The sequence below is a fragment of the Nonomuraea sp. NPDC049637 genome (assembly GCF_040675235.1).
Taxonomy (GTDB): domain Bacteria; phylum Actinomycetota; class Actinomycetes; order Streptosporangiales; family Streptosporangiaceae; genus Nonomuraea.
On sequence record NZ_JBFAOM010000004.1, the window covers coordinates 1 to 17,280 of the forward strand.

Here is a 17,280-nt window from a genome sequence, read left to right on the forward strand (position 1 = left end):
GAGGCCGAGGTCGAGCATGATCCGGCCGTGCCGGGTCAGGGCAGCGGGCTGATCTGGTCGGGGCAGAGCACGACGTTCGGGGAGACCTGCTTCACCGGCCAGGCCTGCTCCGCCTCGCACACCTCCCCGTCGGTGGAAGGCGTCCGGAACGGCTGGTCGATCCGCTGGCGCGTGCGGGCCGTGGTGCAGTCCACCGCTTCTCCCGGCGCGGTGGTGGCCGGGCCGTGGTCGGGCTGGCAACTGGCGCGGGTGGACACCTCCAAGCCGCTCGTGACGAGGATGTCGGCCTCGACGGGCCAGCTCACCTCCGGGTTGTGGACGTTGTCGTCCACGACCCCGTACTTCTCCGCCTACGGCACCGACCCTCAGACGCGGTCGTTGAAGCTGGAGGCGCAGGTCGAGCACGACCCGTCGGCCACCGCCCAGGGGAGCGGGCTGATCTGGTCCGGAAACGGCTCGATGTCGAGCGGTTCGTGCTCGACCTGGAGCGCCTGCTCGTTGCAGACCCCTGCCGTGACAGAGGGCAAGCTGAAGGACGGGTGGCTGGTCCGCTGGCGCGTCCGCGTCTCCACCTCTGCCAACGTGGCGGGACCGTGGTCGGAGTGGCAGGCCGCCCGGGTGGACATCTCCAAGCCGGTGGTGTCGGACCTGTCCGTCTCGACGGGGCAGCTGGCCTCCGGGTTGTGGACGTTGTCGTCCACGACCCCGAACTTCTCGGCCTACGGCGCCGATCCGGAGTCGCGGTCGTTGAAGCTGGAGGCGCAGGTCGAGCATGACCCGTCCGCCGCCGGGCAGGGCACCGGCCTGATCTGGAGCGACAGCGGGCAGGTGTCGAGCGGTTCGTGCTCGACCTGGAGCCGCTGCTCGTTGCAGACCCCCGCCGTCACGGCCGCGAAGCTGAAGGACGGCTGGTTGATTCGCTGGCGCGTCCGCGTCGCCACCTCGGCCGGTGTGGCGAGCCCGTGGTCGGAGTGGCAGGCCGCCCGGGTGGACATCTCCAAGCCGGTGGTGTCGGACCTGTCCGTCTCGACGGGGCAGCTGGCCTCCGGGTTGTGGACGTTGTCGTCCACGACTCCGAACTTCTCGGCCTACGGCGCCGATCCGGAGTCGCGGTCGTTGAAGCTGGAGGCGCAGGTCGAGCATGACCCGTCCGCCGCCGGGCAGCGCACCGGGCTGATCTGGAGCGACAGCGGGCAGGTGTCGAGCGGTTCCTGCTCGACCTGGAGCCGCTGCTCGCTGCAGACCCCCGCCATCCCGGCCGGGAAACTCAAGGACGGGTGGCTGGTCCGCTGGCGCGTCCGCGTCTCCACCTCGGCCAACGTGGCGGGACCGTGGTCGGAGTGGCAGATGGCGCGGGTGGACACCTCCAAGCCGGTCGTGTCGGACCTGTCCGTCTCGACGGGGCAGCTCGCCTCCGGGTTGTGGACGTTGTCGTCCACGACCCCCTATTTCTCGGCCTACGGCGCCGACCCCGAGACGCGGTCGTTGAAGCTGGACGCCGAGATCGAGCACGACCCGTCGGTTCCCGCTCAGGGTTCGGGGCTGATCTGGTCCGACAGCGGTCAGGTGTCGAGCGGTTCGTGCTCGACGTGGAGCAGGTGCTCCCTGCAGACCCCCACCGTGACGTCCGGGAAACTCAAGGACGGCTGGCTGGTCCGCTGGCGCGTCCGGGCGTCGACCTCGTCCGGCGTGGCCAGTCCGTGGTCGGAGTGGCAGACGGCGACGGTCCAGGTGAGCGGCACCGCGGGGAACGGCCTGGGCGCCGTCCCGGCCACGCGCGGCAGCGACACGTGGACGCTCTCCTCGGCCACCCCATGGCTGTACGCGAAGGTGACCGACGCCGGCGGCTCGAAGCTGGTGCTCGGCGCGGAGATCGAGCACAACCCCGCGACCGGCCAGGGCACCGGCGTGATCTGGTCCGGCAAGGGCGCCACGAGCTACGCCTCCGGCGGCAACGCCTGGGTGCAGGTGCCGGCCGGCAAGCTGACCGACGGCATGAAGATCCGCTGGCGGGTCCGCGGCGTCACCACCGCGGGCGCAGAAGGCGAGTGGTCGGCGTGGCAGGCCGCCACCGTGGACCTGCGCAAGCCCAGCGTGGACGGCCTAGGCATGGACCCGGCCATCCGCGGCACCACCTCCTGGACCGCCGAGTCGCTCACTCCGTCGATGTACGCCAGGGTGACCGACCCGGACAACCGGCCCAGCAGGCTGAACGTGGAGGTCGAGCACGACCCGGCCAAGAACGAGCAGGGCACCGGCCTGATCTGGACCGGCACGTCCGACAAGGAGTACGCCTCCGGCACCAGCGCCTGGGCGGCCGTCCCGGCTGACAAGCTGACCGACGGCTGGCAGATCCGCTGGCGCGCCCGCGCCACCACCGCCTCCGGCGTCTCCGGGCCGTGGTCGGACTGGGTGTACGCGACCGTGACGGCCCTGCCGTTCGAGTCGTTCTCCCCGGCCCACAACAGCCAGGTCGGCACCCTGACGCCGGTGCTGTCGGCCAACGCCCGCCCCTACAACAAGGGCGAGGTCAAGTACTGGTTCCAGCTCTGCGCCGGCAGCGCGCCCAACTGGCGCTGGTGCAAGGACTCGGCGGAGAAGACCGAGGACTGGACCAAGGAAGGCGTCTGGCAGGTGGTCGACGCCCGGCTGAAGTGGGGCGAGACGTACTCGTGGATGGCGAAGGCCGCCACCACGTACACCACGGTCACCTCGTCGTGGCGGACCTTCACCCCGACGCCCGAGCAGGGCAACATCAACGGGTTGCTGGCGGGGGGCACGCAGGGCCGCGAGTTCAACCACACCTCGGGCAACTTCGCGCACACCGCGACCGACGCCGAGGTGGCGACGGTCGGGCCACCGCTGTCGGTGAGCCGCACCTACAACAGTCTCGACCCGCGCACCGACGGCATCTTCGGCGCCGGCTGGACGACCCGCTGGGACATGCGCATCGAGGCCGAGCCGACCGGCAGCCTGCTGGTGACCTACCCGAGCGGCGAGCAGATGCGGTTCGGACCCACCGGCAACGGCAACTACGCGCCACCGCAGGGCACGTTCGCGACGCTCGCCGTGGATCAGGCGGGCGGCTGGCGGCTGATGGACAAGTCGGCCACCTCCTACTGGTTCGACGCGTCCGGCCGTCTCACCAAGATCACGGATCGGCGGGGAAGGGTGCAGGAGCTGACCCGCGACGGCGACGGCAAGCTGATCAAGGTGACGGCCACCGGCGGAAGGTCGCTGACCTTCACCTGGGCGGGTAACCACGTGGCGAACGTCTCCACCGCCCCGGTGGACGGCGAGCCACTGTCCTGGACCTACACCTACGAAGGCGATCTGCTGGTCAAGGTGTGCCCGCCTACGTCGGCGACCGCCTGCCACGGCTACGTCTACGACACGAGCTCGCGGTACAAGAGCGTGATCACCGATTCGCGGCCGGAATACTACTACCGGCTCAACGAGGCCGACACGCGCACCGGCACCACCGTCGCGAGCGCGGCGGGCTGGAACACCACCGAGGAACAGGCCAAGCTGAACGGAAGCACCCCGGCCGACCTCGGCCCCCGCGTCCCTGGCGCGCTGGCCGGCTCGCCGGACACCGCGATGCGCTTCAAGGGTGCCGCGACCTCGACCTTCGTGCAGTTGCCGCGTGCCGCCGTGAGCGGCCAGGGCGGCGAGCTGGCGGTTGAGGCATGGTTCAGGACCACCGCCGCCGGGACCATCATCGGCATGCAGAGCGCTGCCGACACGTCGGCGGAGTTCCCTCGACCAGGGAACGGGGACGTCAATGGAATCCCGTCGACATCCGTGCCTGCGGTCTATGTGGGCACCGACGGCAAGCTGCGCGGCCAGTTCTACACCCGACCGTCCACCATCGCCCAGACCCCGATAACCTCCACGGCAGTGGTGAACGACGGCGCCTGGCACCACGTGGTCCTGTCCGCGGAACAGAGCAGGCCCGCTACGAGTACGACACCGGCCGAACACAAGCAGACGCTGTACCTGGACGGGGTCGCCGTCGGCACGCTGACGGGCGGCATCAACCACGGGGAGCTGGTGGAGACCCGGATCGGAAGTGGCTTCGGCTCCACTGCGTGGCCGGCGACGACCAGCTCGACCACGATCTTCCCGTTCAGCGGCGACATCGACGAGGTCGCGGTGTACGGCAAGCCGCTGTCAGCTCAGGCCGTCCACCGTCACCACGCGGCCCACGACGCGCAGCCGCAGCTGACCAAGGTCACCCAGCCGTCGGGCCGCGCGTGGGCGGTCAACGCCTACGCGCCTGACGGTGGGCGGCTGGTCTCGCATACCGATGCCAACGGCGGTGAGTGGCGGTTGTCGGACGTGGCCTACGCCAAGCAGACGACGGTGTCGACGTTCGCCACGGTGACAGTGACCGATCCGCTCAACGGTGTGGTCACCTACGTCGCCGATGCGCAGCGTGGCTACCGGGACGTGTCACAGACCGACCAGGTCGGCGCCACCACGAAGTGGGCTTACGACGTCGGCGGCTACACCGCCAAGGTGTACGACCCCAACAACAACGTGGTCGAGGTGGCCCAGGACGCGCGCGGCAACGTGCTGTCGCGCTGGAGCTGCCGGACGCCAGGCAACTGCCAGACCCAGTACTTCTCCTACTTCGTCAACACCGAGAACGTCTTCGACCCGCGCAACGACCAGAAGATCTCCCAGCGCGACGCTCGTTCTGCCGCGGCCACGGACGAGAGCTATATGACGAGCTGGTCGTTCAACGCCTTCGGCGAGCCGGTCAAGCAGACCACCCCGGCCACATCCGACTTCCCGGCGGGGCGCAGTACCTCCATCACCTACACCGACGGCACCGAGGCGGCCGAGGGCGGCGGTTCGACGCCGGCAGGCCTGGTCGAGACCAGCAAGGACTTCAAGGGCAACGAGACCCGCTTCACCTACACCGCCGCCGGAGACCTCGCGTCCGAGACCGGCCCGACCGGTCTCATCAAGACCTACCGGCACGACGCGCTGGGCCGGGTGGTGGGCACCACCGAGGTCTCCGACGCTCACCCCGACGGCCTGACCACCACGATCACCCTGGACGGCATGGGCAAGGCGCTGAAGCGCACGGAGCCAGGGGTGAAGAACGACATCACCGGCAAGACCCACACCGAGCAGTGGAGCGCCACCTACAACGCCGACGGGCTCGTCCTCACCGAGCAGGTCGCGGACCTGACGGGCGGGGATGCGACCCGGACGACGGCCTACACCTATGACGCCTACGGCAGGGTGGAGACCGTTACCGCGCCCGAGGGGGGCATGAGCCGTACCACCTACGACAAAATGGGACAGAAAGTCACCACCGTTGACCCGCGCGGCACCACGACGGCCTACACCTACACCCCGCGGGGGGAACTGGCCACGACGGTGCTCAAGGGGTGGACGGGCAGCCCGCTCAGCCCGCAGCAGGCCACCGATGTGGTGATGAGCTCGATGGCCTACGACCCGGCTGGACGGCTGGCCGCGCAGACCGACGCCATGGGCAGGACCACGAGCTACACCTACTACGGGGACAATCTCCCGCAGAAGAGCATCGCCAAGGCCGCCAAGCTGAACGGCTCGGACACCGGGCGCGACGTGGTGCTGTCGGAGAACGTGTTCGACGCGGCCGGCCAGCTGACGCGGCAGATCACCGGCGGCGGAAGCCTCACGGTGGAGGCCGTCTATGACGCGGCCGGCCGGGTCACCTCGCACACCACCGACCCGGCCAAGCTGGCCAGGGTGACCGCCTATGAATACGACGCCAACGGCAACGTGACCAAGATGAGTCGCGGCGCTGCTGGTACGAGCCGTACCGAAGTGGTCGAATTCGCCTACGACGCAGGGGACCAGCCGGTCCGGCAGACGGTGAAGAACGACGGCGCCGACCTGGTGACCACGTTGACGGTGGACGACCGAGGCCTGGTGACGGCGCTGGTCGACCCCCGCGGCAACGCCGGCGGGGCGGATCCGGCGGCCTACACGACCTCGATCAGCTACAACCCGCTGGGCAAGCCGGTCCAGGTGCAGCTTCCCGCCGTCACGGTCGAGCGGTACGGCAAGGCCCCGGTGGTGGAGCGGCCCACGGCTCGGCTCGGCTACAACACCTTCGGTGAACAGACCCAGCAGATCGACGCCGAGGGACGGACGACCTCCAGCACGCTGGACCGGGCCGGGCGGGTGATCGCTCAGACGCTCCCGGGCTACACCCCGCCCGGCGGGCAGCCGATCACGCCGACTCAGACCGCCACGTACGACGCGGCCGGCCAGTTGATCAGCGCGACCGACCCGCGGGGGCAGACCACCACGGCCGTCTATGACGGGCTGGGCCGCAAGGTGCAGGTGACCAACCCCAAGGCCGGCGCCGCGGAAGCGGGCGTCTCCGTCTTCACCTACGACCTGCTGGGTGAGGCGTTGTCCACGACGGACGCGACCGGTGCTCGTTCGGAGTCCACCTATGACGACCTGGGCCGTCAGATCACCCTGACGACGATCGAGCGCAGGCCGGCCGTGGCCACGTACGTGACCAAGCTGGAGTACGACGACGCCGGGCGGTTGACGAAGAGCATCCGGCCGACGGGGGACAGCTCCACCCGGACCTACGACGCCGCAGGCGGACTCACCTCGGTGACCGACGGCGAGGGCAACACCACCAGCTTCGGTTACGACCTGGCGGGCCGGACGACATCGACCAGGAACGCGCTCGGTCTGGGCTCGTCGTCGGTCTTCGACCTCGCCGGGCGTCAGACCGAGACGCGGGAGGTGGACGCCTCCGGAGCGGTGCTGAGGACCCGGAAGATCGGCTATGACCTGGCTGGAAACCCGGTCAGCAGCACCACGGCCTCCGGACACACCGTCAACCGGACCTTCGACGCCGGTAACCGGCTGATCGAGCTGAAGGAGCCGGTCTCGGCGACAGAGACCATCACGAGCAGTTTCGGCTACAACGCGGCCGGTGCGATCACCCGCTCGACCGACGGCCGAGGCAACTCGACCTACACCACCTACAACGGCCTCGGCCTGGTCGAATCCATGATCGAACCGGCTACCGCGGCGCACCCGGATCTGGCCGATCGAACGTGGACCAACGTGTATGACGCGGCGGGGAACGCGGTCTCCAGCCTGGAGCCGGGCGGAGTACGGATCGACCGGACCTTCGACGAGCTGAACCGGCTGGTCAAACAGACGGGTAGCGGTGCTGAGGTCTCGACTGAGACCAAGAACTTCGGCTACGACCTGGTCGGGCGGATCACGTCGGCTGACGAGCTCGGATTCGTGTTCAACGACCGGGGTCTGCTGCTCAAGACCACAGGCGCCGGCGGGGACATCTCCGCCTACGGTTATGACGCCGACAACCGGTTGGTGCAGCGGGTCGACGCCACGGGCACCGCCTCGTTCGCCTGGGACAACGCCGACCGGCTGAGTCAGACGATCGACCCGGTCAGCGGCACGACGATCAGCTACGGCTACGACAAGGGCGACCGGCTCACGTCGATGACCTACGGGGCATCGGGCGCCCGGCGGGCTTACGGCTATGACGACCTCAACCGGTTGATCAAGGACGACCTGACCACTTCGGCTGCGGCATCCATGGTGTCGATCACCTACGGATACGACGTGGACGACAACATGACGTCCAAGAAGGTGTCGGGTACGGCCGGCGCCGGGACCAACACCTACGAGTACGACTGGGCCAACCGGCTCACCTCGTGGACCGGGCCTGACGCGGTCACGACCACGTACGCGTGGGATGCGGCGGGGAACCGGGTGCGCGCCGGGTCGAAGGCGTTCACGTACGACGAGCGGAACCGGCTCACGTCGGGGGACGGGACCACCTACACGTACTCCGCCCGGGGCACGTTGAAGGAGTCCTCCGACGGGATGGTGCGGATGACCAAGTTCGACGCCTTCGGCCGGCTGATCAACGACACCGGCGTCACCTACGATTACGACGCACTCGATCGGGTCTCCACCCGCACCGAGAGCGGCCAGGTCGCACGCATGGTCTATGACGGCGCCACCAACAACCTGGTCGCGGTGTCCGACGGCAACGGGGTGCAGAGGGCGTCCTTCGGGCGAGACGCGCTCGGCCGAACTCTGAGCCTGGCGGACACCGGGTCGGCGCAGCTGGCCTTCTGCGACTCCCTCCGCGGCGATCTGCTCGCCACCTTCACGGCCAACGGAACCTCGCTGATCGACTCGATCGCCTACAACCCCTTCGGCGAGGTCACCGCCCAGGCCGGCGCCAAGCACACCCTGGGTTACCAGGGCGGCTACACGGATCCGTCCACCGGCAAGGTCAACATGGCGGCCCGCTGGTATCAGCCGTCCACCGGCAGCTTCATCTCCCGGGACACCCTCACCCAGAACCCCGACCCCTCGATCCAGCTCAACCGCTACGCCTATGCCAACGACAATCCCCTCACGCACGTCGACCTCGACGGCCACAAGGCGGTGAAGGACCCCTGCACCGGCAAGAAGAAGAAGAGCGCCATTTGCAAGGAAGCGGCCGCCCAGTACAACGACTGCCGGGACGAGTACGGCAAGTCGAAGGCCGCCAAGAAACTGTGCGGGGACATGAAGACCGACTACTACAACTGCCGGAGAGAGGGGCACGGGCAGAACGACGCCGACATCTGCGGGTCGCATGCCAGCAGTTATCTGGATTGCCGCACTGGAGGCAGCTCGAAGCCGAAATCGGTCCACTCCAACAGCGTCTGCGCCGGTCAGGAGAAAGAGGTCCGGCGATGCTACCAGAAATACGACTACGGAAACGAGAAGAATTGCGACAGCGTCCGAGGCGACTATCGGAGCTGCCGGGAGGATCTGAGATCTGCAGCCGACAGCAAGGCGTGCAACGACTTCGCCGAGGCGAATCACCGATGCCGGTCGACCCCGCTGGTGAACTGCGCGGACATGCAGGGGAACTTCCTGAACTGCATCGACAAGGGCTTGTCGAGGAACGAGTGCGCCCTTGGCGTCGTCGCCACCACGGCCTGCAGGGACAGTCTGCGAAGGGGTGAGTTCAAGGATCGGCAGACGTGCGAGGGGATATGGTCGAATGTGATAACCAACTGCAAGGGCAGCGCGCGGGCGCACGGAAACGGTGACAGCTCCGGAAACAACTGCGTGGGTTACCACAAGTGGCAGGACGTCTCTTTCTCGGTCTGTGAATCACGCAACGTCGTCAATGACCGGACGAAGTCGGAGCCGAGCGGCCGCATCGGCGAGTATGATGCGCACTGTGTCACATATCTGTCGAAGTCGGCCGCGAACGCCCTGCGCAGCGGGGATACCGGCAATCTGTGGATAACCATCTTCAAGGCCGGCCTGGACGCCTGTGCGATAGGGTTCTCCATTCCTGCCGAGACTATTCCCATCGCCGCTGCCTGTGCGGGGGTGAAGGCGGTCCTGGAACTGGTGATCGGCATCGTCGAGGCGAATGGCGACGATCTTCAGAATGCTCTGAAGACAGGCACGAAGGGAGTCAAGGTCATCACGGACACCCATGTCTGGTGGAGTTGTCTGGCCGGGATGGACGACCATTGCACGACCGACCGGCGGAAAGAGCTCTCCAAGAGCTATGTGCCCTGGAGCTGGAACCAGATAGGTTGAGACGGACATCAGGCCGGAGGGCGCCGGGATGAGTCATCTGCTGTTCGGTAGATCGAGAGTGTTCCTGGTGATCGCTGTCGCGTTGTCGCTCGGGATTTTCTCCTACGCCATCTACGGCTTCGGGGGGCGTCCCAGCGCCGCCGCCGACTCGCAGCAGGCTGTGATTCTCGCTCGGGAGTTCGCCTACCGTGGGGCGGAGGTGCGGGACGGTTCGCCAGATCTGGCGAAGCGACTCGGCGCACTCGCGGTAGGGATCCACGCGGATGACATCACCAGGTCCGCGCTGCTCAACACGATCTTTCCTGAGCTCGGTGAGGAGTTCGTCGCGGACGGCCGGAGCGACGACGTGGAAATAAGCGCCGACGGCGTCCTGGGGCTGACGGCGGGATCGAAGAACGTCACCGTCTGGAGGATCGACCGGAAGTCCGATCGGCGAGACAAGTCCTACGCGGATTTCTCCATGGTGAAGAAGGCCGGGAAGCTCGAAGGTCATGCCTCCCGGGTCGGCGCCTTGGCGCTGAGTTCCGACGGAAGACTCGCGCTGACTGGTTCCGACGATGGCGAGTCCCGCCTGTGGAACCTGTCCGACCCGGCCAGACCGAAACAACTGGCGGTCCTCAGCGGTCGTCGCTCCGGAGCATCCGGTAATGGCCGGGGTGTCGAGCAGGTCGAGCTTGCCGGGGACGGCAACCTGGCCGTGATCGCCGCTGCGGACGGACGTCTGGGCGTTTGGCGGCTCGTCGATCGCGCCCGTCCTCGGGAGGTGTCGACCGTCCCCCTACCCGGCGCGCTGCACGCCATGGCCCTGAGCGGTGACGGGAGGACGCTTGTCACCGTCAGCGGGCCTTCGAGACGTCGCGAGACCCACGTCTGGGACCTGAGCAAGCCGTCAGATCCGCAGCGGCTCGCCGTGGTGGGAGGCTCGGACGTCTTCGCGGAATCGGTCAGTCTCAATGCCGGCGGAACGGTGCTGCTCGCCGGTCAGCCACGCGGGTACCGGGTCTGGGATCTGGCTGACCGGGCTCATCCCAGGCTCGAAGCCGACGTGCCCGTCCCGATCAGCGACGTTGCCTCCGTCTCGTTGAGCGCTGACGGAAGCACAGCCCTTGTCTCCGGATATCGCTCGAGTTCGCAGTATTCGATGGTCGGACATCTGTCGGTGTGGGATCTGCGGGAGAAGTCGCATCCGGTGCAGATAGCCGGCCTGTTCAATGAGTCGACCGTGGGCGCGCAATCCGCGATCAGCGCAGACGGGGCCGTCGCCCTGACCTCTCTCGATGCCGGGGCGTCGATATGGGACTTTCGGGACCTGGCGAGCATCAGAACGGATCCGAAGAAGTACGTCTGCTCCTTGGTGAACGACGGATACCGGCTGAGTCGAGACGAATGGAACCGTTACGGCGAGCCGAAGGCTTGGGACGAATATGCGACGAGGAGCAACGGCGACTCCCTCGAGATCTGCTGACCTCGATTCTGTGGCGTTCAGGCTCACACGCTGCGGGCGCTCGTCCTCAGGGGCTTCCGTGTGCGGTCGCCCCTGAGGCGAGGTCGGAGGTGTGGGGACCGGCGGCCTCCGCGGTGGTCGGCGGGACCACCCGCGTCAGTACCAGGACGGCCTGCTCGGCCAGAGCGGCAGTTGCTGGGCGCGGGCGAACGGGATCTCTGTCGTCATCGGCCTCTCCTGGGCGTCCTCGCGATGATCAGCTTCTTGAAACCGATGAGGAAGGTCGATCGCACCCGGACCGGCTCGCCGGCCACCTCGACGTCGGCGAAGGTCGCGAAGAGCGTCGCGAAGAACAGCCGCAGCGTGAGCCGGGCCAGGTGGGATCCGATGCAGTAGTGGTGTCCGCTGCCGAAGGCGAGGTGGCGGTTGGGCGTGCGGGCCGGGTCGAACGTGTCTGGGTCGGCGAAGACGGCCGGGTCGCGGTTGGCCGAGCCGATCCAGGCGACCACGCTCGCCCGCCGCGAACTCCACGCCCGACCGCCGCACCGACCAGTCGCCGTTCGATGTCGATGCGCGGAGCCTCGAACGCCGATTCCAGTCGAGGTCGTCCCGTGACGTGACAGTGGTCATCCCAGCTCCGTGGTGAGGTGTGCTTGACGGGTTGCGGGATTTCGTTTCATAGTGGGCCGGTCAAGTCTCTTATCCCTGTCCGGAGGTTCTTGCCGCTCATTATGTTAGCGATAACATCGCCGCGACAATCCCGGTGACGCGGCAGGTCGGAGGGCATTTGTGGCGTGCGCGCGAGTGCGCGTTCCCGTGCCTGGAATTTCCTGGAGAAGCGGAGGTCGAGTGATGAGGTCCCGGTCCGCATCAAGCATTCTCGAAAAGGCGGGAGCCGCCGTCGTGCTCGTCGCCGGGCTGCTCGCCGGCGCCCCCTCGGCGGCCCGGGCCGCCGCCCAGCAGGCGTGCGACATCTACGCCGCCGGCGGCACCCCCTGCGTGGCGGCCCACAGCACGACCCGCGCCCTGTACGCCGCCTACAACGGCCCGCTCTATCAGGTCCGCCGCTCCTCCGACAACGCCACCCGCGACGTCGGCCTGCTCGCCGCGGGCGGTTACGCCGACGCCGCCGCCCAGGACACGTTCTGCGCCGGCACGACCTGCCTCATCACGGTGCTCTACGACCAGTCCGGACGGGGCAACCACCTCACCCAGGCGCCCCCCGGCGGCTTCCCCGGCCCGGCGCCCGGCGGGTACGACAACCTGGCGATCGCGACCGCGGCCCCGACCATGGTCAACGGCCACAAGGCGTACGGCGTGCGCGTCACCCCCGGCACCGGCTACCGCGACAACTCCACCAACGGCATCGCCAAGGGCGACCAGCCCGAAGGCATGTACGCCGTCTTCGACGGCACCCACCACAACGGCGGCTGCTGCTTCGACTACGGCAACGCCGAGACCAACAGCCGCGACAACGGCAACGGCACCATGGAGGCCATCTACTTCGGCGACATCAAGGTCTGGGGCTACGGCGCCGGCAACGGCCCCTGGGTCATGGCCGACCTGGAGAACGGCCTGTTCTCCGGCGTGAACCCGGGCTACAACCCGGGCGACCCCAGCGTCAGCCACCGCTACCTGACCGCCGTCGTCAAGGGCGAGCCGAACCACTGGGCGATCCGCGCCGGCAACGCCCAGTCCGGCGGCCTGTCCACCTACTACGACGGTCCCCGTCCCAACGCCCCCGGCTACAACCCCATGAAGAAGGAGGGCGCGATCATCCTGGGGATCGGCGGCGACAACAGCAACGGCTCCGCGGGCACCTTCTACGAGGGCGTGATGACCGCGGGCTACCCCTCGAACGCCACGGAGAACGCCGTGCAGGCGAACATCGTCGCCGCCGGCTACACCACCACGGGCGGCGGCGCGGACGGGACGCTCACCCCCGGCGCGTCCGTCTCGCTGCGCGCGACCACGGCCTGCTGCACCACCCGCTACCTGCGCCACCAGAACGACCAGGTCGTCACATCGGTGATCGGTTCCGGCAGCTCGTCGCTGGACAGGAGCGACGCCACGTGGATCGTCCGCAGCGGGCTGGCCGGCGGCTCGTGCGTGTCGTTCGAGTCGCGGAACTACCCCGGTGACTACCTGCGGCACCGTAACTACCAGCTCTACCGGCAGCACGACGACGGCAGCGCGCTGTTCGCCGCCGACGCCACCTTCTGCCCGCAGGCCGGCAGGAGCGGCCAGGGCACGTCGTTCGCCGCCGCGAACTTCCCCGACCGGTTCCTGCGCCACTACGACAACACCGTCTACATCGCGAGCAACGGCGGCTCGCACGCCTTCGACAACACCGCCTCCTGGGCGGCGGACGTGAGCTGGGCCATCGTGCCGCCCCTGGCATAGACGGGGGCCCGAGCCGTCCCCGGCCCCTGGCCGGGGACGGCTCAGTGCATGTCGGCCGGGCGCGCCCGCCCGTCGAAGGGGAAGCGGGCGCGGAAGTCGATCTCGGCCTCGGCCATCGACATGAACGTGACCCCCTTGTGCCCGCGCATGTACGCGATGAGCCGCTCCAGCATCAGCAGCACCTGGGGACGCCCGCTGACGTCGGGATGCAGCGTGACGGGGAAGACCGCGTAGTCCAGCTCGCGGTAGACCCAGTCGAACTGGTCGCGCCACTGCTGTTCGAGGTCGCGCGGATTGACGAAGCCGTGGCTGTTCGGCGAGCTCTTGATGAACATCATCGGCGGCAGGTCGTCGAGGTACCAGTTGGCCGAGAACTCCACCAGGTCCACCTCCTGGCCGGGCACGAGCGGCTTCATCCAGGTGGAGGCGGCCTGCTCGTAGTCGATGTGCGTCCACTGCTCGCCCTTGCGGGCGTAGAAGGGCTGGAAGTCGCGGTAGGACTGCGAGTGGTCGTAGCCGAAGCCGTAGCGCAGCAGCAGCTCGACGGTCCGCGCGGACATCTCCCACCACGGCGCCACATAACCCCGCGGCCGGACGCCGAGCACCTTGTCCAGCACCTCCAGGCTGCGCGCCAGGACGTCCTCCTCCTGCTGGGCGGACATCGCGACCGGGTTCTCGTGCATGTAGCCGTGCGCGCCGACGTCGTGCCCGGCCTCGACGATCCGCCGCATCTGGTCGGGGAACGACTCCGCCGAATGTCCGGGGACGAACCAGCTCGTCCTTATCCCCTCGCGGGCGAACAGGCGCAGCAGCCTCGGGGTCCCGACCTCGGCGGCGAAGACGCCCCGCTGGATGTCGTTGGGCGAGTCCTGGCCGCCGTACGAGCCGATCCAGCCCGCCACGGCGTCCACGTCCACGCCGAAGCAGACGTTGATGGCTTTCTTCATGGACCAGGACGTACCCCCGCCGCGACGGACGGGCACCGGGCTCGACGGATCTTGGGCAGATCCTTCCCAGGTGCCCTGGCCTGGGCAGGTTCGCCTACAGTTGCGGCGTGAACATCTGCGTCTTCTGCTCCGCCGCCGACCTCGACGAGCGCTACACCCGCCCCGCCCGCGAGTTCGCCGAGCTCATCGGCAAGGGCGGGCACACCCTGGTGTGGGGCGGCTCCGACAGCGGCCTGATGAAGGTCATGGCCGACGGCGTGCAGCAGGCCGGCGGCCGCCTGGTGGGCGTCTCGGTCGAGTTCCTGGCGCACAAGGCACGGCCGGGCGCCGACGAGATGCTGATCACCCGCGACCTGGCCGAGCGCAAGGCGCAGCTCCTGTCCCGCGCCGACGGCTTCGTCATCATGGTGGGCGGCAGCGGCACGCTCGACGAGGCCACCGAGATCCTGGAGCTGCGCAAGCACGGCCTGCACAGCAAGCCGGTCGTGCTGCTGAACACCGCGGGCTTCTATGACGGGCTGAAGCAGCAGTTCCAGCGCATGGAGGCGGAGGGTTTCCTGCCGTTGCCCCTCACCGAGCTGGTGTTCTTCGCTGAGGAGGGCGTCGGGGCGATCGCCTACCTGGAGGAGCAGTCGGGCCTGGTCCCGCCGGGCGCCGGCGGCTGACCGGCCCCACGGCGCGCGTTCGGGGCGGAGGGAGCGCGGGTAGGGGGGAGGGAGGCTGTGGCCGTCGGGGGAGGTCACGATGGGGGCTGAGGGCGAGCCCGCGGGCAGCGGGCTGGCGTTCGAGGTGCTGGAACCGGCGCCGGTCGGCGTGGCGGTCGCGCGCGGCCCCGACCATCGCCTGGTCTACACCAACGCCGCCTACCGCTCCCTGTTCGCCGACAGCCGCACCGGGCTGCCGATCGAGGAGGCGTTCGCGGAGTTCGTCCAGGTGCACTTCCGCGCGCAGTTCGACCACGTCTACGCCACCGGCGAGCCGTTCGTCACCACGGCGGAGCCGGAGTACGTCGTCGGGCCGCAGTGCGAGGAACGGCGGGTCTTCACCTCCAGCCTGTCGCGCGTGGTCTTCGGGCCGGGCGACTACGGCGTGCTCGAAGTGGTGATGGACGTGACCGAGCAGGTCACCGCGGCCCGCCGGATCGAGGCGCTGGCCGAGGAGCGCCGCCGCATCCTGCGCCGCTACGAGAGCCTGATCAAGGTCAGCGCGGAGATCGTCTGGGTGACCACCCGCGACGGCTACGTGAAGGAGCCCAGCCCGAGCTGGGAGCGGGTCACCGGCCAGCCGTGGGAGGGGCACCGCGGCCAGGGCTGGCTGAAGATGGTCCATCCCGACGACCGCCAGGACACGATCAGGTCGTGGTCCCGGGCGGTCAGCAGGGCCACCGAGACCTGGGAGCACGTCTACCGGCTGCACACCGCCGACGGCTCCTACCGGCACTTCGAGATGCGCGCCGTGCCCATCTGCGAGCACGGCGAGGTCGTGGAGTGGGTGGGGTCGTGCAGCGACATCGAGGAGCAGTGGCAGGAGCAGCGGCGGCAGCGCCTGCTCGACCGCGCCGCGGCGGCCACGGCCCAGCTCGGCAGCCTGGAGGAGATGCTCGGGGCGCTGTCCGACGTCATCGTGCCCGAGCTGGCCGACGGCTGCAGCGTCTACCTCATCACCGACCTCACCGGCGATCGGCGCGGCGAGGCGCCGTTCGTCGTCGAGCGGCTGGCCAGCGCGGTCGGCGAGGGCATGGTGCCGCTGTCGCCGTACAGCGAGGAGCAGCTCGACGACGGCAACGCCTTCGTGGCGGTCGTCCGCCGGCGGCGGCCCGTGCTGCAGACGTTCCCCGCCGGGTGCCCGCCGCCCGACCTGGCGCCGGCCGGCACCCGCGCGTGGCTGGCCGCCAGCGGCGCCAACAGCATGCTGGTCCTGCCGGTCGTGGTCGACGGCGCGGTGCCCGCCGTGGTCGGGGTGGTGACGTGCGGGGACCGTCCGGCGATCAACCGGGCCGACATCACGCTGCTGGGCAACATGTTCGGCCACGCCCACGACGCCCTGAGCCGGGCCATCCGCTTCCAGCGTACCCAGCAGGTCGCGCTGGCCCTGCAGTACAGCCTGCTCGCCGAGCCGCCGCGCCTGCCCGGCCTGCGGATCGTGGCCCGCTACCGGGCCAGCCCCAGCGCCGCCGAGGTGGGCGGCGACTGGTACGACTCCTTCGTCCTGCCCGACGGCGTCCCGGCGCTGGTCATCGGCGACGTGGCGGGGCACGACCTGTCGGCGGCCGTCCTGATGAGCCAGTTGCGCAACATGCTCCGGGCGCTGGCGATGGACCGCTGCGAACCGCCCGGCGAGATCCTGACCCGGCTCAACATCGCGATGGAGTCGTTGTCCTCCGAGGTCACGGCCACGTGCGTGTTCGCCCGCGTCGAGGAGGACGGCGGCGGCCACCGGCTGCGGTTCGCGGTGGCCGGGCATCCGCCGCCCCTGCTGGTCACCGCCCAGGGCCACGGACGTTTCCTGGAGGAAGCCGTCAGCCCGCTGCTCGGCTTCTCCGACGGCGAGACCCGCGCCTCCTGGACCGAGCCGCTGCCGCCGGGCAGCACGCTGCTGCTCTACACCGACGGGCTCATCGAACGGTCGGGCGAGCACCTGGACCTCGGTCTCGGCCGGCTGCGCCGGGTGGCGGAGTCGCTGGCCGCCGAGCCGCTGGACAGCTTCTGCGACCAGGTGCTCAGCGGCCTGCCCAGCACCGGCCTCGACGACATCGCCGTCATCGCCCTGCGGCTGCCGCCCGCGGAGGAGGAGTGATCAGGAGGGCAGCCTGCCCGTGACCGCGCACAGGTCGCGCAGAGCGCCATGGTCGCGGATCGCCCGTGC

At 69.0% G+C, this 17,280-nt stretch carries 7 protein-coding genes; 5 read left to right on the forward strand and 2 right to left on the reverse strand.

Features of this window, described 5'->3' with window-relative positions:
- The first annotated feature begins 27 nt into the window (after positions 1-27).
- Both AB0J71_RS06840 and AB0J71_RS06845 read left to right on the forward strand, forming a co-directional pair.
- Positions 28-9,621 carry an RHS repeat-associated core domain-containing protein gene (locus AB0J71_RS06840; RefSeq protein WP_364413144.1) on the forward strand — a complete coding sequence of 3,198 codons (9,594 nt, stop codon included), beginning with the start codon at positions 28-30 and terminating at the stop codon, positions 9,619-9,621.
- 67 nt (positions 9,622-9,688) lie between these two features.
- Positions 9,689-11,086 (forward strand): WD40 repeat domain-containing protein, encoded by a 1,398-nt coding sequence (locus AB0J71_RS06845; protein ID WP_364413146.1) that lies wholly within the window; start codon positions 9,689-9,691, stop codon positions 11,084-11,086.
- Between the two features lie 203 nt (positions 11,087-11,289).
- Here AB0J71_RS06845 and AB0J71_RS06850 read toward each other — a convergent pair whose 3' ends face one another.
- The gene (locus AB0J71_RS06850) at positions 11,290-11,574 is read right to left on the reverse strand and encodes a cytochrome P450 (protein WP_364413148.1); all 285 of its coding nucleotides are present in this window, start codon (positions 11,572-11,574) and stop codon (positions 11,290-11,292) included.
- 394 nt (positions 11,575-11,968) lie between these two features.
- Between AB0J71_RS06850 and AB0J71_RS06855 the strand changes: the two genes are divergently transcribed.
- A complete protein-coding gene (locus AB0J71_RS06855) occupies positions 11,969-13,468 on the forward strand; it encodes an alpha-L-arabinofuranosidase B (protein ID WP_364413150.1) in 1,500 nt (499 codons plus the stop codon).
- A gap of 41 nt (positions 13,469-13,509) precedes the next feature.
- Here the strand turns inward: AB0J71_RS06855 and AB0J71_RS06860 are convergent, their stop codons facing one another.
- Complete coding sequence (locus AB0J71_RS06860) at positions 13,510-14,415, reverse strand: polysaccharide deacetylase (RefSeq protein WP_364389603.1); 906 nt, start codon at positions 14,413-14,415, stop codon at positions 13,510-13,512.
- Positions 14,416-14,522: 107 nt separating this feature from the next.
- Here AB0J71_RS06860 and AB0J71_RS06865 point away from each other — a divergent pair, with 107 nt between their 5' ends.
- Positions 14,523-15,080 (forward strand): TIGR00730 family Rossman fold protein, encoded by a 558-nt coding sequence (locus tag AB0J71_RS06865; protein ID WP_352328904.1) that lies wholly within the window; start codon positions 14,523-14,525, stop codon positions 15,078-15,080.
- 79 nt (positions 15,081-15,159) lie between these two features.
- Positions 15,160-17,211, forward strand: a complete 2,052-nt coding sequence (locus AB0J71_RS06870) for a SpoIIE family protein phosphatase (RefSeq protein ID WP_364413152.1) — start codon at positions 15,160-15,162, stop codon at positions 17,209-17,211.
- Positions 17,212-17,280 lie beyond the last annotated feature (69 nt).

Bases quoted from the DNA above. Each gene is read 5' to 3' on its own strand.
- AB0J71_RS06860 (WP_364389603.1), bottom strand. From the start codon at position 14,415: ATGAAGAAAGCCATCAACGTCTGCTTCGGCGTGGACGTGGACGCCGTG.
- AB0J71_RS06870 (WP_364413152.1), top strand. From the start codon at position 15,160: ATGGGGGCTGAGGGCGAGCCCGCGGGCAGCGGGCTGGCGTTCGAGGTG.